The organism is Pseudomonas sp. 09C 129 (assembly GCF_002843625.1).
Taxonomy (GTDB): Bacteria; Pseudomonadota; Gammaproteobacteria; order Pseudomonadales; family Pseudomonadaceae; genus Aquipseudomonas; species Aquipseudomonas chlororaphis.
Genome location: NZ_CP025261.1, coordinates 843,602 through 859,023 on the forward strand (window position 1 = coordinate 843,602; position 15,422 = coordinate 859,023).

Annotated in this window: 23 protein-coding genes; 3 read left to right on the forward strand and 20 right to left on the reverse strand. The window is 61.3% G+C overall.

Translation table 11 applies throughout. From position 1 onward, the window contains the following. Nucleotides 1-208: 208 nt before the first annotated feature. The 18 genes from CXQ81_RS03915 to CXQ81_RS03995 all read right to left on the reverse strand — a co-directional run bounded on the left by CXQ81_RS03915 (nucleotide 209) and on the right by CXQ81_RS03995 (nucleotide 12,619). Nucleotides 209-1,192: an AraC family transcriptional regulator gene (locus tag CXQ81_RS03915; RefSeq protein ID WP_101336537.1), complete on the reverse strand. Its 984-nt coding sequence runs from the start codon at nucleotides 1,190-1,192 to the stop codon at nucleotides 209-211. A 389-nt stretch (nucleotides 1,193-1,581) separates the two neighbouring features. Then, nucleotides 1,582-2,730, reverse strand: coding sequence for a tyrosine recombinase XerC (gene xerC / locus CXQ81_RS03920; protein WP_101336538.1), 1,149 nt, complete (start codon nucleotides 2,728-2,730; stop codon nucleotides 1,582-1,584). Next, on the reverse strand, nucleotides 2,727-2,936 hold the full coding sequence (locus tag CXQ81_RS03925; protein ID WP_101336539.1) for a DUF4224 domain-containing protein: 210 nt from the start codon (nucleotides 2,934-2,936) through the stop codon (nucleotides 2,727-2,729). Before CXQ81_RS03925 ends, xerC begins: the two co-directional genes overlap by 4 nt. After that, the gene (locus CXQ81_RS31400) at nucleotides 2,933-3,259 is read right to left on the reverse strand and encodes a hypothetical protein (protein ID WP_256593452.1); all 327 of its coding nucleotides are present in this window, start codon (nucleotides 3,257-3,259) and stop codon (nucleotides 2,933-2,935) included. Before CXQ81_RS31400 ends, CXQ81_RS03925 begins: the two co-directional genes overlap by 4 nt. Continuing rightward, the gene (locus tag CXQ81_RS03935; protein WP_101336540.1) at nucleotides 3,256-3,879 is read right to left on the reverse strand and encodes a hypothetical protein; all 624 of its coding nucleotides are present in this window, start codon (nucleotides 3,877-3,879) and stop codon (nucleotides 3,256-3,258) included. Before CXQ81_RS03935 ends, CXQ81_RS31400 begins: the two co-directional genes overlap by 4 nt. After that, on the reverse strand, nucleotides 3,872-5,326 hold the full coding sequence (locus CXQ81_RS03940) for a DNA cytosine methyltransferase (protein WP_101336541.1): 1,455 nt from the start codon (nucleotides 5,324-5,326) through the stop codon (nucleotides 3,872-3,874). Before CXQ81_RS03940 ends, CXQ81_RS03935 begins: the two co-directional genes overlap by 8 nt. Further along, nucleotides 5,316-5,513 carry a hypothetical protein gene (locus tag CXQ81_RS03945; RefSeq protein ID WP_101336542.1) on the reverse strand — a complete coding sequence of 66 codons (198 nt, stop codon included), beginning with the start codon at nucleotides 5,511-5,513 and terminating at the stop codon, nucleotides 5,316-5,318. Before CXQ81_RS03945 ends, CXQ81_RS03940 begins: the two co-directional genes overlap by 11 nt. Next, nucleotides 5,506-6,000 (reverse strand): hypothetical protein, encoded by a 495-nt coding sequence (locus CXQ81_RS03950; RefSeq protein ID WP_101336543.1) that lies wholly within the window; start codon nucleotides 5,998-6,000, stop codon nucleotides 5,506-5,508. The genes CXQ81_RS03945 and CXQ81_RS03950 overlap by 8 nt, the downstream gene beginning before the upstream one ends. A 77-nt stretch (nucleotides 6,001-6,077) precedes the next feature. After that, on the reverse strand, nucleotides 6,078-6,467 hold the full coding sequence (locus CXQ81_RS31335) for a hypothetical protein (RefSeq protein WP_101336544.1): 390 nt from the start codon (nucleotides 6,465-6,467) through the stop codon (nucleotides 6,078-6,080). Continuing rightward, a complete protein-coding gene (locus CXQ81_RS03960) occupies nucleotides 6,464-7,054 on the reverse strand; it encodes a hypothetical protein (RefSeq protein ID WP_101336545.1) in 591 nt (196 codons plus the stop codon). Before CXQ81_RS03960 ends, CXQ81_RS31335 begins: the two co-directional genes overlap by 4 nt. A 56-nt stretch (nucleotides 7,055-7,110) precedes the next feature. Continuing rightward, nucleotides 7,111-7,953 carry a hypothetical protein gene (locus CXQ81_RS03965; RefSeq protein WP_101336546.1) on the reverse strand — a complete coding sequence of 281 codons (843 nt, stop codon included), beginning with the start codon at nucleotides 7,951-7,953 and terminating at the stop codon, nucleotides 7,111-7,113. Nucleotides 7,954-8,003: 50 nt separating this feature from the next. Further along, nucleotides 8,004-8,150 carry a hypothetical protein gene (locus CXQ81_RS31175; protein ID WP_178081043.1) on the reverse strand — a complete coding sequence of 49 codons (147 nt, stop codon included), beginning with the start codon at nucleotides 8,148-8,150 and terminating at the stop codon, nucleotides 8,004-8,006. Nucleotides 8,151-8,202: 52 nt separating this feature from the next. Continuing rightward, nucleotides 8,203-10,917 (reverse strand): toprim domain-containing protein, encoded by a 2,715-nt coding sequence (locus CXQ81_RS03970; protein ID WP_101339376.1) that lies wholly within the window; start codon nucleotides 10,915-10,917, stop codon nucleotides 8,203-8,205. 19 nt (nucleotides 10,918-10,936) lie between these two features. After that, nucleotides 10,937-11,170 carry a hypothetical protein gene (locus CXQ81_RS03975; protein ID WP_101336547.1) on the reverse strand — a complete coding sequence of 78 codons (234 nt, stop codon included), beginning with the start codon at nucleotides 11,168-11,170 and terminating at the stop codon, nucleotides 10,937-10,939. 66 nt (nucleotides 11,171-11,236) lie between these two features. Continuing rightward, nucleotides 11,237-11,593: a hypothetical protein gene (locus CXQ81_RS03980; RefSeq protein WP_157832232.1), complete on the reverse strand. Its 357-nt coding sequence runs from the start codon at nucleotides 11,591-11,593 to the stop codon at nucleotides 11,237-11,239. Between the two features lie 8 nt (nucleotides 11,594-11,601). Further along, nucleotides 11,602-11,910 carry an ogr/Delta-like zinc finger family protein gene (locus tag CXQ81_RS03985; RefSeq protein ID WP_101336549.1) on the reverse strand — a complete coding sequence of 103 codons (309 nt, stop codon included), beginning with the start codon at nucleotides 11,908-11,910 and terminating at the stop codon, nucleotides 11,602-11,604. Continuing rightward, a complete protein-coding gene (locus CXQ81_RS03990) occupies nucleotides 11,907-12,377 on the reverse strand; it encodes a YmfL family putative regulatory protein (RefSeq protein WP_101336550.1) in 471 nt (156 codons plus the stop codon). Before CXQ81_RS03990 ends, CXQ81_RS03985 begins: the two co-directional genes overlap by 4 nt. Nucleotides 12,378-12,406: 29 nt before the next feature. Further along, entirely contained in the window at nucleotides 12,407-12,619 is a 213-nt protein-coding gene (locus CXQ81_RS03995; RefSeq protein WP_101336551.1) for a hypothetical protein, read from the reverse strand. 84 nt (nucleotides 12,620-12,703) lie between these two features. On the opposite strand from CXQ81_RS03995, the gene CXQ81_RS04000 reads away from it, so the two are divergent. The 3 genes from CXQ81_RS04000 to CXQ81_RS30995 all read left to right on the forward strand — a co-directional run bounded on the left by CXQ81_RS04000 (nucleotide 12,704) and on the right by CXQ81_RS30995 (nucleotide 13,685). Further along, nucleotides 12,704-13,036 carry a helix-turn-helix domain-containing protein gene (locus tag CXQ81_RS04000; RefSeq protein ID WP_256593453.1) on the forward strand — a complete coding sequence of 111 codons (333 nt, stop codon included), beginning with the start codon at nucleotides 12,704-12,706 and terminating at the stop codon, nucleotides 13,034-13,036. Between the two features lie 9 nt (nucleotides 13,037-13,045). After that, entirely contained in the window at nucleotides 13,046-13,393 is a 348-nt protein-coding gene (locus tag CXQ81_RS04005; RefSeq protein WP_157832233.1) for a DUF2511 domain-containing protein, read from the forward strand. 130 nt (nucleotides 13,394-13,523) lie between these two features. Next, nucleotides 13,524-13,685, forward strand: a complete 162-nt coding sequence (locus tag CXQ81_RS30995) for a hypothetical protein (protein WP_157832234.1) — start codon at nucleotides 13,524-13,526, stop codon at nucleotides 13,683-13,685. A 35-nt stretch (nucleotides 13,686-13,720) separates the two neighbouring features. Here CXQ81_RS30995 and CXQ81_RS04010 read toward each other — a convergent pair whose 3' ends face one another. After that, nucleotides 13,721-14,980 carry a phage late control D family protein gene (locus tag CXQ81_RS04010; protein ID WP_101336553.1) on the reverse strand — a complete coding sequence of 420 codons (1,260 nt, stop codon included), beginning with the start codon at nucleotides 14,978-14,980 and terminating at the stop codon, nucleotides 13,721-13,723. Further along, a complete protein-coding gene (locus CXQ81_RS04015) occupies nucleotides 14,977-15,417 on the reverse strand; it encodes a phage tail protein (RefSeq protein ID WP_101336554.1) in 441 nt (146 codons plus the stop codon). The genes CXQ81_RS04010 and CXQ81_RS04015 overlap by 4 nt, the downstream gene beginning before the upstream one ends. Nucleotides 15,418-15,422 lie beyond the last annotated feature (5 nt).

Genomic DNA, 15,422 nt, shown 5'->3' on the forward strand with positions numbered 1-15,422 from the left:
GATGGAAACTTGCCATTTGATGCCAAAAGGCCAAGCCGTTACCTACCGATCAGCTTGCCGGCGGTGCTCGTACAGAAATGGCTGTTCAGGTCAGGACGGCAAGCCCTATCCCGGTAGTTCGAGGCTATTGGAAGGCTTAGCCCGAAGTGGGCCGAAGGGGCGGGTGGGAGAGGGAGCAAGTGGTCAGGCGAAGACGCTGTCTTGAATTTTAATAATCATGTTTCAAGGCCGAGCGGTAGCGCGACGGCGAGTTCCCGGTCCAGCGTTTGAAGGCTCGAGTAAAGTGCGCTTGATCGCTGTAACCCACCATGTAGGCAATTTCGGTCGCGGTGTATTTACCGCTGGCAATTAGTTGAAGTGCTTCGCTGCGCCGCGTCTCGTCGCGTAGATCTTCGAAGTCGATGCCGCAATACTTGAGACGGCGCTGCAGCGTTCGAGAAGACAGTCCGATGTTTCTTGAGATAGCGGTAAGTTTGGATTGATCCTGGTCCGATATCCGCTCGATGAGCACGCCCGCTGCTTGTGCTGTCGACTTCAAGGCTTCGGTGACTTTCCAGGCATCATCCCGAACAGGTTGCAGGGGTGTGTCGAGCAGCTCACGGTCGAATTCGATCATGTTGTACTGCGCGTTCATTTCGAGATTCGGCCCCAGGTATTCTTCAAGCGCCTCATCGCCTCTTTCCCTCGGGTTTTGCAGATGCACGCGTATGGCGCCAGGCTCACCGGACATGAGAGGTACTTTTCTAAGCAGCGCAAGCGTGCCGAGAATGACTTGCTTCGGATCAGCCCCGTGCTGTCCGGTAAATTGGTGGATCAGTTTCGTCGTACGGCCTTCGGTGACGATTTCTACTTCTCCTCCTTGATGCAGTAGGTCCGTATAGATCGCCGCCGTTGCGCAAGCCTGAGCAAGGTTGGTCGAGCCCAATATCAACTCGCCCCAGGCACCGAGCGAGCGTACTTCGATCAGATGCCCCACACAGGCACCGCCGAAGGGGTCCTGTGCGATAGCTGCCATTTCGTTGGCTATATGAAAACAGGCCGCTCGCGGTACCCAGGCATCAGGGTTTTGAAAAACATGAGGGGAAATGCCGTAACGCCGAAAGAACTCCAGCGGCGACACCCCACGCATGCTCAGGTAGGGGGCTATTTGCCGAAGAGTGCTGAGTTTGATGGATGGCGTGGCATTCGTCATAAGTGTTCGCACCTGTTTTTAAAGGCAATGCACGGGAAAACCGTCTTGGCCCGCAGGGAAACACTAGCGTAAAACTTTTGCCAAAGTCGCGTTATTGACAGCACAGCACAGGTCGATTCAGCGACAAGATCATCGCTTTTGCAGAATCCCAAAACGAAAAAACCCGCCAGAAGGCGGGTTTTTCGGGGGTTCCAGAGATTTTGAAAGCCTTCTCTGCAACCTTGTATGGTGCCGGCACCAGGAGTCGAACCCGGGACCTACTGATTACAAGGACCCTGCTCTCTGTAGTGAAATCAACCACTTAGCGGAATCCTTGTTACGTAAGAGGGGCGACAGAGGCCGGATTCCATGCGGTATCCGGCACGTCTGTTACGTAGGCTGGCGGGGGGTTAGAGGGCAGACGGGGCGACTGTGGGGACGCTGAGGTCGTAGACGTCGAGCATGGACCCGTCGCGGTGACCGCTGGCGAGCTGCTTGTCAGCCCTGGTACCAGGTGTGTCTGTGATACCGCGGCGCTTGAGGTCGTGCAGAGCGAAGCGCTGGTCAGGAGTGATGATGCCGGCTTTCAGTGCGGCAGTAATGAAGCGCTGCCATGCCGTGTCAAAGCTGGACTTGCGAAGTGCGCCCCCATGGGCGGCGACGATGATGTTGCGTTTCTCGGGTACGTTCGGCACGGCGGTGCTCTGCCGTGTCCAGACCAGGGCGCGATAGGCCTTGGCGCCTTCCCAGGCAGCGCGCAGACGCGGCGTCCAGTGAACAACGTTGTCACGGCTACCCTTGCGCCGGTTGGTGAGTACGCCCTCGGCCAGCTCGTTGGCATCTGTCAGGGTGACGACCTCGATACCGCGCAGGCGGCACAGGTAGGCAATCTCCATCACATAGCTGAGATAAGCAGGGCAGGCACCGGCCTGGCCGCGCTTCAGTTGCCCAAGCTCCCTGGCCCGCTCGATCAGGCGTTGCATGACCGCGGGAGAGGGCAGGCGGCGCTGTTTGCGCTCAATCGGCGCCTCGATGCCCTGGGCGGGGTTGCCGTCCAGGAACCCACGGTTACGGCCCCACTGCATGACGAGTCGCAAGTAGCGCAGGGCATGGGCTGCCTTTGATGGCGTGCCCTCGTCGGCAATGCTGTCGATGATCCGCTGGATCAGCGCAGGGGTGAACTTGCGAACGGCAAGGTCACCGAGGGGCTTGTTGAGCTTGGTGGGAATCTTGAGGAGGACGCCCCGGGAGTAAACGTAGTCGTCCTTGCTCTTGATGCTGAGCCGTTTGAACCTGGCGCTTTCATGGTACTGCTCGCACATGTAGCGGAGGCTGTCACGATCAATGCCGGCGCGCTCCTCCATGATTCGGTGCAGCTCCGACAGGTTGGCCAGCGGCGTTGCAATGTTCTGCCGGCGCTGCCGGCCGGCCTCGTCGCGATCGAGGGTATACCAGGTGCCTTTGCCGCGATGGTCATAGAAAACGGCCGCTGGAATAGCGGCCTGGTCGATGTGTGTGGGGATGTTCGGGTTGTGCTTTCGCTTCCTGGATTGCCTCATAGAATCTCGACGCCGTACTGCTCCTGGGGCGCCGGCCGTAGCCCGCCGGCCTGGTTGATAAGTTCCACGGTAGTCCAGGGGCCGGTGCGGCCCCTGAACAAGCGGATACCCTGGTCGTGCAGGGTCCGCTCCACGTCAGCGCGCCGGACGTAGCCGGTGATGCGTTTGAGATCCTCGAATGTGAGCACGCCGGTGGCTCCGCTCATGGCTGGGCCTCCAGTGTATCGCCGCCGGTCGGTGACCTCTGCCGAGAAACTCCGCGGCCGGCTTCTCGCTTAGGATGGCTAAGCTCCAGGAAAACGAAGCGGTCGGCCCTGGCCAGCATGGCCAAGGCGTTGAGAACAGCACGCCAATCGCTCGGCGTACTGCTGGTATGGATGATCGGACGCTCTGGCTTGGTGAAACGCAGGTGTCCGCCGTTGGTTTGGACCACCTTCCAGCCGTTGCCCTGGGCGTACTGGAGCAACGGCAGGAGGCTCTTCGAGCGCCCACAACGACGGCCGCCCTGGAGGAACACGACGCGGCTCATGGCGCATTGCCCTCCCCGCAGTTCGGGCAGTTACCGTAAACCTGGCGTTCGCTCAGGAAGCGACCGCAGCCGCCGCAGTTGACGGTGTAGCGGCGGATCCGCTGGCGTTTCACTTTGGGCAGCTTAAGGGCGGCACCCCGGAGCGCTTGTTTGTGATTGAGTTGGTCGGCGCGGACAACGTTGCGTGACCGCATGACGATGTAACCACACGGCCACACTTCAAACCCGCGCTTTAGATAATGCTCCGATTCCGCTGCCCCTGGGTGAATGGCTTCTTCCAAGTTTGACGTCGGCGCGCCGGTACCGCTGATCCACACCAGGTCGTTGCCGTCCCAGTTGTGCACGAAGGACACATAAATGCGGCCGTCCTCGTTGCGATCCGCAGCGGCTTCCGATTTGGTGATGTATTGGCTGTCGACGCCAATCTCTGTCCGGGTTTCGACATAGGCCTTTGGCCAAGGCAGGTCCGTTTCGCGGCACTCGTACTGTCGCACCGCTTTTTCCCTGGTGAAGAGTTCGGCCTCGTCCAGGTTGGAGGTGTAGCCGCCGCCGTTCCTCCAGAACATGGCCCGGCTACCGACGTTGCTGCGGCTGTCTTGAAGGTAGAAAAGGTCAGCCATGGGCCACCTCCAGTTGTTGCTTGATCCGCCGGCCGATCCAGCGCACCACCGGTACCGCCTTGCTGTTGCCGATAGCCTTGTAGCGCGGGCCGTCTGGGCATTCCTCGGCGAGCTTGCCGCGCCAGGGAATCAAGGTGTAGTCGTCCGGCATGCCCTGCAGGCGCTCGCACTCGCGCGGGGTCAGTCGACGTACCTGCTGGCCAGCAAGCGTCGGCGGTTGCTGCCCGTTGGCAAGGGTGTGGCAAGGGTCGCCTGGTCGCGGGTTGCTCCGGTTGGCGGCGCTGGTGATTTGCGTCGGATCGAACACCAGGACTGCGTTCTCCTGGCCGCTGTTACGGCCAAGAGGGTGTACTTGGTCAATGCAGATGTCTGGGTCTTGAGTACCGTGCACCACCAGCAACCCGGCCTCGGCATCCTGCTGAGTAGCGCTGCCTGCGGCCTTTCCGCTCGCCTGCAGGGTGCCGGCAGTCAGTGGGATGTCATCGAGGCTGTAACCGCCAGACTTGCGCGCGCCGCCTGCCAGCGTCGGGGTGATGCAGAACGTCTCCGACGCGAAGTCGTTGCGCACGCCGTGGGCGGTCAAGGCCCCAGCTTGGAACAGACTGCTCTGGTTCTCGCCCCCGAACGCTGGCACGCCAGCCATGACTTCGACGCCCGGGCCTTCGTCTCCCTCGCAGTTTGGGCAGCCGTATTCGCCTAGGCTGCAGCCGTAGACGTACCCGCACCCGCACTGAAGAGCAGGGCCGAATGGAGCGTGACCGGCAACGTCTTGCCCCTCACCTCGGCGCGGCGCAGTATCCCGGCGCACGCCTTCGGACTCAAAAAGTACCGCGGCGGGATCGAACCTTGCTCGAGCACTTGCGACAACGAACACACGGCGGCGTCGTTGGGCCAGGCCGAAATATTGGGCATCCAGCACCCGCCATGCGGCTGCTCTCCGGGGGCCATACACACAACCAGCGTCCGTCCATTTTCCCCCTGGCGGGACGAGCGCATCGGATTCGCCCACCAGGGCCCCGAGGAAGCACCCGAACGCATTGCCTTTGTCGGATAGGACACCGGGGACATTTTCCCAGACGACGATGCACTCGTCTCCGGCGGGGCGAACATGGTCAACTGCATCGGCCAACTCCACATATTTGATTGTCAGGGCGCCGCGAGGATCAGCCAGGCCGGCGCGCATGCCGGCCACGCTGAACGCTTGGCATGGGGTACCGCCGACGAGGATCAACGGTGCATGGGTGCTGCCGAGCAGCACTTCGCGGGCGATCTTGGTCATGTCACCCAGGTTGGGAACCTGCGGCCAGCGGTGTGCCAGCACGGCAGAGGGGAAGGGCTCGATCTCGGCGAACCAGCGAGGCTTGAAGTCCAGGCACTCCCAGGCCAAGGACGCCGCCTCTATACCGCTGCATACACTGCCATAGGTGATCCGCTGATTAGCGCGCATGGCGGCGACCTCCCTGGGCTTTCTTGGCGGCGATGTTGTCCATGTAGGTAGCCCACTCGGCGCTCTTCCGCTGTTGGCGGATGCGGCTGCAACTGGTGTGCTTGCGGGTGGAGCGGGCCTTGCCGCAGATGTCGCAGATGCTGGGCAGGTCAAGGCGGTGGCTGGCCATGGTCGGACGTTCACGCATGGGGCGCCTCCTGGCCAGCCTGGACTGCGATGGCGGCATCGATTGCCTTACGCTTCAACTCTTTCACGGCGGCCGTGCCATTGGCCCAATCTCCGGTATGGATAACTGCGGGGTATTGCTTGTCGCTCATAAACCCTTCCTCGACATAGACCTCATGGCGTTTTCCGGGGATGAGTTCGACCACTACCTTGCGATGCTTCTCAAGCATAAAGTCGAGGCGCGCAGTGTCATCTAGCCCCTGTAGCGCTGCTGGCATAGAGGCGGCGAGTAGAGTCTCAATCTCCTTGAGTCGATCCTGGGCGTCGGTGACGTAGGACGGGGCGAAGCCGTTGGGCACGCGCGGGCGGCAGCCGGCCAGCCAGATGACCTTCTGGCAGGCGTCCAGGTCGCGGTGGATCTTCTTCAACTGCTCGACGGACACGAGGCGCAGCTCTGGCGCTGGCGTGGTAGCCTGTTCGGTGCTGACTTCGGGGGTTTGTGCTTGCATGGTGCTTCTCCTTGGGGTTGGTTGGCGTCTGGGGGTTGCCGCCCCCAGACGCCGCTTCTTCTCCGGCTTGGCCGGTGTCAGTTGATACGAATCTTCCTTCCGTCCGAAATGACATAGAGGTTCACGTCGCGTAGCCGGTACTGGCTGCCAGGTCCGCCGGCGACGCAATACTCTCCGCCGTGGTCGTTCAGGACCCGAACCTGAAACGGGTACTCTCCCTGGCTCTTTGCCAAGCTCGCCTGATGTGCGTACTTGCTCGACTTCTTTATTTCCGCGTACAGCTGCTGGCCTGCGGATTGGACGCCGTGCGGGCCGTGGGCCAGCTCGAATCCTTCCCAGCGGGCCTGGGTAATCGGGTCGACGTAGCCGGTGCCTGCCTCATTGCGTGCGGTCGGCCAGCTGTTGATGTCGGCCAAGTCCTCGAAGGCGAGAACCATGCTCAAATCGTTGAGTGCTGGCGTGTTCATGCGCGCTCACCCAGCTTTGCCACGCGGGCTGCCTCGTACTCACGGGGTAGGATTTCGACCGCGCCGCTGATCCATCCGGATGATGGCTTGCCCGCCGCAATATTCTCCTCGTGCTCTATCTGGTCGATGCTGAATCCGAGGTGGAAGTACGCGGCGCCCTGATGCTCGAACTTGATACCCCCGCAGAGCAGCAAGTTGCCGGTGTTGATGGTGAGGCGCTCCCAGAAGCCGTGACTGCTCAGGCTTTCAGGGCAGTGCTCTTTCCACTGAGCGCGCAGCCTCTCGTGCTCAGCGCGGATACCTGCACGCTGCTCCTTGCTGAGCCCCTTTGGCAGAACTGCCTCATTCCGCAGGGTGCGAAACCCCCATTCATCAGGTCGACGCCAGTGAACGTCCAGCGCGCGGTCGGCGGGCAGCTTCACGCCGCCGGCGAAGTGCGAGTCGATACTGCACATGGGTGCAACTTTGCCGCCGAAGATTTCGCCCAGCTTGACCAGCTGTTCATTCAGCCGGTCTTTCGCCTGGTAGAACTCCTGGACGATGGCCACCACCTCGGGGGCCTCGGATTTGTAGTAGTAACTCTGCATGGTGCTTCTCCTTGGGATGGTGCCCAGGCGTTGCCGCGCCTGGGCGTGTGATTCGATCAGTACGGAACGAAGCAGGAACAAACGCTGTACGTGATTTGATCCATGACCCTCTTGCGCTGCTCACGGGTGAGGTCGATCAGCAGGCTGAGCACGTCTACAAGGGCCATCACTTGCCCACCGTTTTTGGCGGCGCGCGGGCTTAACTGGTCGGAGTGCTGTTCCAGAAGTGCCTTAGTGTGAAAGGGGGCTTGCTGGTTGAAGGTCCAGAGCAACGCATCGGACTGTTGATCCACAGCACGCCCGAAAGCGCCAGCCTGTTTGGCAGAGAGCTGGTGCAGGTCTTCAGACTGTTGGGGCGCCTCCAGGTAGTTCTGGGGGCCAACCAGAAAGACGCGCACAATCCGACTTTCCAGGGCTTCGCTGCACTGGAGCTGTTCGTTGCTGCAGATCGTTACTGCGCCCTTGAATTCGGCTCCCTCCATACCGCTTGCGCCGCCGTAATGGATGGCGGTGCCCTTCGAGTAGAGAGGCTTCAACTCGTCCCAGTCGAACCGGTCCTCATCCTCGTCCCGTGGTGGCAGGCGCGTTGCTTCATAGGCAACGACCTGATTCCCTGCTTTGGCAAGCAGCCGAAGGCGTCCGGCGCGGGTGGCGTGCTCAGGCGCACAGGCTGAAAATGACTCTTCCCCGAGCAATTTCCCCAGATAGCTCTGCAGGAGGGTCTTGCCACTACCCGGTTCACCAGTGATATGCAGAAATGGGTAGCTCTGGTGCTCCGACCGGATCGACTGCGCGAATCCTGCGCCGAGCCACCACGCCATGGCGATGACTCCCTGGGCACCAAACACGGTCCAGAAGTCGTCGAAACGGATGGCTGCTTTCAGTTCGTTTGTTTGCATGGTGCTTCTCCTTGGGTTGGCCCAGGCGTTGCCGCGCCTGGGCACTTGGGTTAGCGGGCCGCGATGGCCAGCAGGTTGGGGGTCAGGTAGCCGGCGGCGATCAGTACCACCAGCGTCAGGCCGCTGATGGCCAGCGTGGCGAGGGTTTCGCGCCGGCTGTCCTGGTGGAACTCGTCGTGGTCGTTGTCGCGTTGCATGGTGCTTCTCCTTGGGGTTGATGCCCGGGCGTTGCCGCGCCCTGGCGGGGTGTCACACCTGCTGAAACAGCCAGCAGCGGACGGTTTTGTTTGGGCTGAATGCGTCGGTTTTCCGCGCGGAGTTGATGGCCTTATTCGATTCCAGGAACTTGGGCGCCTTACTGGTCTTGAGCAGCCGCTTCAACTCGCTAATAGGGGGCACCTGCTGACGCTTGTTCGCTGCAGTCTCGACAAACTCGTTGAGGTTCACCGCGATGAAACCGGGTTTGCGGGAGTGGTTGAGGCTGCCGACGTCGCCGTCGCCCATACCGTCGAGGAACTCGAACAGGTCCCAGAACTCGCGCACGGTCGGGTGGTCGGCGTTGATGGCTTGCTGGCGTTCCTCGGCCATGTGGGCGATTTCGGCATGCACCAGGGCGGCGCGTTCGGCGCCGAGCGGTACCACCAGGGCCAGCGCATCGACCAAGCTGCGCAGCTGAGCGTGGTTCTTGGCGATACGCACGGTGCGGATACCAGGGATAGCGAGCAGCTCCTGCTCGTATCCAGAGGTGCGCTCGTCCAATAGCTTCACGATCTCCGGCTCGCGCTGCATGGCCTTGATCAGGAAGCCGCTCAGGTTCTCGATGGGCATGCGCTCCAGCTGCTCGGCCAGGAGCTTGGTTTCCGGCGTCTGGTGCTCACGTGTAAGGTGGACGTGGCCAAGGCGTTGCAGGATCGGCTCGGAGGCATTGACCGGGTTGTTCTGCGCGATCAACAGGGCGGCCCGGAAAGGCGGCTCGCGTGTGTCGTTGCCGTTGTTCTTGACGCCGGTGGAGCGGACGCTGCGGCCGTTGTAGGCGGTCTTGAGCTCGTCCCAGTCGAAGTGCTTAACCGGCTGACCATCCTTCTGTTCACGCTCTGACTCGATCAGCACGACCGGCAGGTTTCCCACCTGGGCGAAGTTGCGCGCCCGGCTGGCCGGGGTCGCTTTGGAAGGGTCGAAGCCCTCGTACTCAGTGCGGCCCACCAGTTTCCACAGCAACTCCACCAGCGTGGTTTTACCTGAGCCAGCCTCGCCGACCAGCTCCAGGAACAGATAGGACTTCTGCAGCTGGCGGATCTGTTCAGCATGTAGCGCGCCCAGCCACCAGGTCAGCACGACCGTGCCGCGAACGCCAAAGCAGCGCCAGAACACGTCGAACCAGCCCTCGTTATAGCTGTTCAAGTCGGTATTGATCTGCAGCACAGGCGACTGGCTCTGCGACTTGATGCTCAGTGGGCCAACTTCGAAAAAGTCCTCCTCGTTGAGCTTGTAGACCTTGCCGTTGGCGATGGCGATATCGTTGAAGACGTAGGCCCCGTGCTCGCGGCTGTAGCCGATCCAGTCAATGGTGTTGACGGTTTTCAGCCGGTCGAGCTGAGGTTCGAGCATTCGCTCCAACTGCATGGAGTTGCCGGTGTACATGGAGCCATTCGAGACGTGGAGCAGACGCTTCTTGAACTCAGGCATTGACGTCAGCTGCGGCGCGGTAAAAGTGCTCTTGATAGCTGGGCCGTCTGGACGCTCGATGCGGAAGTAGTACCAGGCCTCGTCGGTCACGTCGTTGCGCATGTAATACAGCGCCTGGAAGTAGCAACTGGCAATGCGGACCACGGCGCCGCACTGGCGTAGGGCTTTGTCGCGGCGCTGGCGGTCGCTGAGCAACTGGTCGTCGTGCTTATCCGAGCTTTCCAGCTCGCGAATGGTGCGGTCGTACTTCTCCAGGTCGAACTTGAACCAATACAGCTTGTTCTTGAATGAAAAGGAGAATTCGGCCTTTGGCTTCCAGTCGTACATGAGTAGGCCCTTCTCCTCGGCCGTATCGGCCAGCAGCAGGGCGCCCTCATGGCGGGCCTCGTCGAGGTCGTTCTGGATACGCTTGGCGCGTTCGTCGTCCCCTTCGATGAAGGTCCAACGCTGGTGCAGGTCGTTCCAATCCACCTTCCTGCCGCGCTGCGGAATCATGGCCGCCTCGCAGGTGAAGCCCAGCTCGGTGGCCTCCTTTGCATAGCGACGGACGTTAGCCCGGGCAACGGGCTCGTTGTCCAGCGCCCAGACCAGTTTTGGCAGGCGCTGGCCGGCTTCCTGGCGTAGCTTAATCAGCGCCTTGAGTGACTCGATTGGAAACGGTGCGCTCGACATCATCGACACGGCAGTAATGTCGTGGTGCAGCAGGGCGATGGCGTCGAAGATGCCCTCGTTAATCCACAGCTCGTCCACCTCCAGCAGGTCAACGCTTGGCGGGCACCACCAGACGCCCTTGTAGCTCTCCCCTGGCTTGAAGCGGGCCTTCTGCTTACCGAACCGCTCGGGCCGGTCGATCAGGCGCTCCCAGTAACCACCCTTTTCCAGAGCGAAACGCACGGTAGCGCTGACGGCATTGTGGTCACGGCTCCAGTAGGTTTCCTGGCTGTACCAACCCTCGATCAATTCCAAGCGAAAGCCCCTGGCGAACTCCAGGTAGGCGCGAGCCGTGGCGGTGGGGTTCTCCACGGTAGAAGGGGCGGTCTTGCTCCATTCGTTGAACAGGTCGTCGTAGATGTCCTTGACGTGGACCCGGTGGCCGCACTTTTCCGGACGGCCACAGATCAGCATCCAAGGCGAGTCGTGGAAGGTGTAGAGGGTCTTCTTGCCGCAACTGTGCGCAGGGCACTTGCCCTTGCGCATGTAATTGGTGCCGGTCATGTGCTTGAGCTCGTAGTCGCGCTCAAGGCGTTTGAGCACCTCGACCCTGATTTTCTCTTTCATTTGCATAGCGGTGCGGGCCTTAGTGGTTGGCGTCGAGGGCGGCTTTCAGCGCGCCGATCGTGCGTTTGTGCCCGGCCAGTGCCGGGTGGTCGTCGAGGATTCGGTTGCTGCGCAGGAACTCCGGCACCTGCCGGTAACGGTCGTCGTACCAGTGCTCAGTCATGCCGCGGCGCAGCTCGCAGCGCAGGCTGGTGAGCAGGGCTTCTGCCACGGGCTTGGGCATGTCCAGCTGGATGGCAATGGCTTCTGGCATGACGACAACCTCGAATCGCGGATATAGCTTCCCCAACCCCACGACAGTGGGCCTGGGCGTTTGTGGTTATTGGGTGGCCAGGTAGGCCTGGAATCGATGCGGCAGGATGCGCAGAGGGATCGGGACGCGATCACCGGACAGCACGTCCACCAGGTGGACTATGCCGCCGCCGGCGGCCCCGGCCGGATCGGCCTCCAGACGGAACAACCGGGAGGCCTTGCCCTCGGTCATTTGTCCCATGGCGAGGTGGACCAGATCGGCCGCCATGAAGGCAGGCACCTCAAGGGTGTTTACCAGGTGGTTGGTGGCACGCTCGAACAGGTCGCCCTGGTCGCCCAGGTGCTCGGCCTGGTGGCGCAGCAGAAAACCCAAGGCCGCCAGCTGCATGCTGTAGCGGTAATCCTTTTCGCTGGTAAGTGGCATGGCGGTGTTCATGCGGTGGCCTCCACGGCATCGAGTAGGTCGAGCTGGTTGGTTTTCTGGCGGCTGTCGCGCAGCGCTTGCATGCGCTGAACAGAAGGGGCAATTGGCAGCACCATGCGGGGGCGGTCGATGCCGGACGGGCTCAAGGCGTAGTCCCAGGACAGCGAGCCGGTATAGGTGGCGCCACACAAGATGTTCATGCACTGGCCGTACATGGTCTTGAAGTTCGGAGTCTGCGCTTCGCTGTTGCGAATCCGCATACGGCTACCGCAGGCCGGGCACAGGCACTTGTAGCCTCCGTTGCTGGGTGTGCTCATGGCCGGGACTTCCTGTGCAGTGTGATGACGGCGCCTACCTCGGCATGGAGCGCGGCAATATGGGCACGGTGGGCGGCGACGATCTCGGCCAGCTCGCCCTCGTCGATGTTGCCGTTGGCCAATGCCTTGGCAATCACCTGGGCGACGCGGCCCTCTTTCAGGTCTGCGTCCAGGGCCATGCGGTACAACTCGACGTTGTCCAGCTCGGCCCGTCCGGGCATGAGTACGAAGACGCCGCCGTAGAGGCTGCAGACGAAGTCGGGCAGAAAGGTTGTGCCGGCGTCGTGCTCGAGCATGTGCAGCTGCTCGTCGGTGAGCGGCCGGTGTCCGGCGTTTTCGTATGCGTGGTTATCAAACTTCTTGAGCGGGTATCCCAGGCGGGCGGCTGCACACTCGCGGCCGCCCGGGTAGGCATTGATCACTTCCAGAACTACCTGCCGGCGTGTTTCAAGAATTGAGCGCGTCATGTTCTCGTTTCCTCCTTGAGCCGGCGGCACTACTGTGCAGCCACGCCTTCTTTGATGCCGAGCGCGACGGCCGCCCGGTGCGCTTCGCCTCGCAGGCATTTCTTTTGGCCCAGGAGAACGGCGTAGACAGTGCTGGGATGGAGATCGTGCTGCAGTGCGAACGCTTTAACGGTGACGCCTTGCTGTTCAAGGCGTTTGCGCGCGTCTTTGCAGGCTTGCTCGGATATACAGGTGGCGTGCATAGTGGGGAATCGTGCAAGTTCGTGTAGTGGTATGCGAAGGATGATGCACGATTGTTCATTTGTAAATAGGCAGAGGGAACGTTTGTGCATCTTTCTGAAGAAATAGGTGCGCGCCTTCAGTCCGAACGTAAGCGTCTCAATCTCACTCAAGAGCAATTTGCCGGCCTCGTTGGGGTTTCCAAGCGGACCCTGGCCAGCTATGAGGCTGGCTCTCGCGAAGCGGGGGCTCTGCTGTTGAGTCACTCCGCATCAGCAGGCGTGGATGTCCTGTACGTTGTTACTGGACAGCGTCTGCCGGTGGCCGAACGAGAGCTGGCCACCGATGAGATTGAGATTGTGAGCCGCGTCAGGGATCTGGACGATGAGGACAAAGGTGCGGTAATGCGCTTGCTGAAGGCGTTCAGCCGTAAACCATAGGGAGTGATGATGATTAAAGGGATTTCCAGGCCGGCACTATTGGCCGTAGCGCTGGTGATGGCAGGTTGTGGTGCTGATGAGAAAGTGCAGAAGATTTCCAGCAAGGACTACAAGGGGCCTTGGCCATTCACGGTAGATTCCGTTGACCTGTTGTGTGAGGGACAGTCGCCAAAAGCGCTGGCGAGAACCTCAGACGGGACTATCTACGCATTGAATGGAAGCGCGCGTAGTGTGGCGAAAGAACACTCGTGGGCCGATGGCCAGGACATCACCAAGCCTGACCCCGCGTTGCCGGGCGTGAAAATGGACTACAGCAATATCGTTCAACTGGCCCAGTCTCTCTGCCGTGGCGCGTGAATTTGTGCCTGATTTTCCTTTCGTAGGCTGGTGGCACGCCAAATCATGCTGAAAATCGCTCATTCCCCGGGTGCTTTGGTCGGCGCCGAAACTGGTGCCGGGTGCTCGTACGTGTTGAATGGAGTGACACATGTCGGTGATGAAAGAGGTGCAGACCAACCAGGCCCAGAAGCTCAAGCAGCTTGAACTGAATCAGCGCGAACGGATGATCGTGTTGATGTTCCGGCGGCTTGATGAGCAAAGTCAGAGCGACATTATTCGGTTTCTCGATGCGCTACTGCCTCCACAATAGACAAAACCCGGCCAGGCGCCGGGTTTTTTTTGAGCTCAAACTTTCTTGGCTTGCATCCTCTTCCATTCTCTATCCACCGCTCGCTGTGCGCTGGACTTGCTGGCGTAGAGGTGCGTGAGGCGCCGCGGCGAGGTCTGATCGCCGGCGGTGATTTTCTTCTGTGCCCCTGTCTTCTCCTCGCGGTACCAGGCGACGATGCCGGTGTAGTTGTCCTTGTGCTCGGCCAGTTGTTCGATGTCGTCACCGTCTGGCAACTTCGACTCCAGGTCCAGGCTGGTGGTGAATGATTCCGGCGTGAAGCTGTGCCGAATGTTGCCGCCGAGCCAGACAATGGCTGCGATCTCGGCCTTGATGCCGTACAGGCTATAGGTCTGGTCCGGGGTCAGATCTGGGCGCCCTTTCGCCAAGGTGTAGCTGAGGGTTGCGGTACCACGCTGTAGGCGCTTGAGCTCGGCGCGGGCGGCTCGAATGGCGCTGGACTGGTCGGCGTAAGTGTGGCGCAGCTCCTTGAGATTCTCGCCGCCGCCGGCAATGGCCTCTTTCTTCGCTGCGCTGTTGACCTCGTAGTAGTAAGCCTTGACGCCGGTGTAGGCGTCGCGGTCGGCCTGGAGAAAACGGTGCTGGTCGCCATCTGCGCGGGTGAGCACAACGTGCGGCAGTGTCAGGCCGCTGGCTGTCGTGCTCTTTCCAGTATTCATGAATAGCAGCCGGCCGGCCTTGATGTTCGCGATTGCGTCATGCTCCTGGCCAAGGCGCGTGAGTAGGTTGGCGTCGCTCTCGTTGGCCTGGTCCAGGTGCAGCAGTTCGAGGGCGGCGAGCGCCGCACTGACCACTGGAGCGAGCCCATGAGCGGAGGCGATGGCCCCAATCACGGTGCCGAGCGTGGTGCTGTGCCAGCTGCGTTCCCGCTTGACCTTGAGCCCTCCGCGCAGGTCTGCGCTACGGGCCCGGATACTGAGCGTGTCAGGGGCGCCGCTGTGCTCGGTTTCGTCCACTGTGAAACTGCCTTTATCGACCAGTCCGGTATCGCTCCAGCCAAGCCACAGGCGCACGCTGGCGCCCTTGGGCGGGATGGCCAGCAGGCCGTCGTGGTCGCTGAGATTGATGTCGAGCTGGTCCGCTTCCATGCCGCGGTTATCGGTGAGCTCGATGCTGACCAGGCGCTGCTCGATATCGAGGGTAATGTCGCGGCCGTTGACCACCACGCGGCAGATCGGCCGGGGATAGGCGGTGGCCTCGCGGTAGCGTTGGGCTGCACTGTTCAGCAGATCTCCTGCCTGTTCCAGCACGCTCATAGCACTCCCCTCAGGACGTTGCCCACTGTGCCAGTGAGGCTGCCGAGGAGGTCGACGCGGCCGTCGTCGATGCGGACCAGCTTGATGGTGAATTCAATGCGGCGTGCCGCACCGTCGCGAAAGAAAATGGTCCGCGTCTCGGATATGGACTCAATCACCCAGATTCCATAGAGCTTGCCGGTGCCCTCGATCAGGGGCCAGGCCTTACCGGTGTCGGCCATCATGCGCAACGTATCGAGGCTGAGCGGGCTGCCGACCAGCCCGGGCAACAGCACGCCGGGTAGGGTGATGCTGTCGTCGCCGCGGCCCAGGTACTGGCGGGCAGGATTTGTGCCGATGCGCGAGGTGCTGCCGTGGCGCCAGTCTGTCTGGCGCTGGAACTCCTGGTAGGCCAGGGTCTCCAGGCTGAATACGAACATGCCGAGGGACATCATCATGACGG

Bases quoted from the DNA above. Each gene is read 5' to 3' on its own strand.
- CXQ81_RS03915 (WP_101336537.1), bottom strand. From the start codon at position 1,192: ATGACGAATGCCACGCCATCCATCAAACTCAGCACTCTTCGGCAAATA.
- xerC (WP_101336538.1), bottom strand. From the start codon at position 2,730: ATGAGGCAATCCAGGAAGCGAAAGCACAACCCGAACATCCCCACACAC.
- CXQ81_RS03925 (WP_101336539.1), bottom strand. From the start codon at position 2,936: ATGAGCGGAGCCACCGGCGTGCTCACATTCGAGGATCTCAAACGCATC.
- CXQ81_RS31400 (WP_256593452.1), bottom strand. From the start codon at position 3,259: ATGAGCCGCGTCGTGTTCCTCCAGGGCGGCCGTCGTTGTGGGCGCTCG.
- CXQ81_RS03935 (WP_101336540.1), bottom strand. From the start codon at position 3,879: ATGGCTGACCTTTTCTACCTTCAAGACAGCCGCAGCAACGTCGGTAGC.
- CXQ81_RS03940 (WP_101336541.1), bottom strand. From the start codon at position 5,326: ATGCGCGCTAATCAGCGGATCACCTATGGCAGTGTATGCAGCGGTATA.
- CXQ81_RS03945 (WP_101336542.1), bottom strand. From the start codon at position 5,513: ATGCGTGAACGTCCGACCATGGCCAGCCACCGCCTTGACCTGCCCAGC.
- CXQ81_RS03950 (WP_101336543.1), bottom strand. From the start codon at position 6,000: ATGCAAGCACAAACCCCCGAAGTCAGCACCGAACAGGCTACCACGCCA.
- CXQ81_RS31335 (WP_101336544.1), bottom strand. From the start codon at position 6,467: ATGAACACGCCAGCACTCAACGATTTGAGCATGGTTCTCGCCTTCGAG.
- CXQ81_RS03960 (WP_101336545.1), bottom strand. From the start codon at position 7,054: ATGCAGAGTTACTACTACAAATCCGAGGCCCCCGAGGTGGTGGCCATC.
- CXQ81_RS03965 (WP_101336546.1), bottom strand. From the start codon at position 7,953: ATGCAAACAAACGAACTGAAAGCAGCCATCCGTTTCGACGACTTCTGG.
- CXQ81_RS31175 (WP_178081043.1), bottom strand. From the start codon at position 8,150: ATGCAACGCGACAACGACCACGACGAGTTCCACCAGGACAGCCGGCGC.
- CXQ81_RS03970 (WP_101339376.1), bottom strand. From the start codon at position 10,917: ATGAAAGAGAAAATCAGGGTCGAGGTGCTCAAACGCCTTGAGCGCGAC.
- CXQ81_RS03975 (WP_101336547.1), bottom strand. From the start codon at position 11,170: ATGCCAGAAGCCATTGCCATCCAGCTGGACATGCCCAAGCCCGTGGCA.
- CXQ81_RS03980 (WP_157832232.1), bottom strand. From the start codon at position 11,593: ATGCCACTTACCAGCGAAAAGGATTACCGCTACAGCATGCAGCTGGCG.
- CXQ81_RS03985 (WP_101336549.1), bottom strand. From the start codon at position 11,910: ATGAGCACACCCAGCAACGGAGGCTACAAGTGCCTGTGCCCGGCCTGC.
- CXQ81_RS03990 (WP_101336550.1), bottom strand. From the start codon at position 12,377: ATGACGCGCTCAATTCTTGAAACACGCCGGCAGGTAGTTCTGGAAGTG.
- CXQ81_RS03995 (WP_101336551.1), bottom strand. From the start codon at position 12,619: ATGCACGCCACCTGTATATCCGAGCAAGCCTGCAAAGACGCGCGCAAA.
- CXQ81_RS04005 (WP_157832233.1), top strand. From the start codon at position 13,046: ATGATTAAAGGGATTTCCAGGCCGGCACTATTGGCCGTAGCGCTGGTG.
- CXQ81_RS30995 (WP_157832234.1), top strand. From the start codon at position 13,524: ATGTCGGTGATGAAAGAGGTGCAGACCAACCAGGCCCAGAAGCTCAAG.
- CXQ81_RS04010 (WP_101336553.1), bottom strand. From the start codon at position 14,980: ATGAGCGTGCTGGAACAGGCAGGAGATCTGCTGAACAGTGCAGCCCAA.
- CXQ81_RS04015 (WP_101336554.1), bottom strand. From the start codon at position 15,417: ATGATGATGTCCCTCGGCATGTTCGTATTCAGCCTGGAGACCCTGGCC.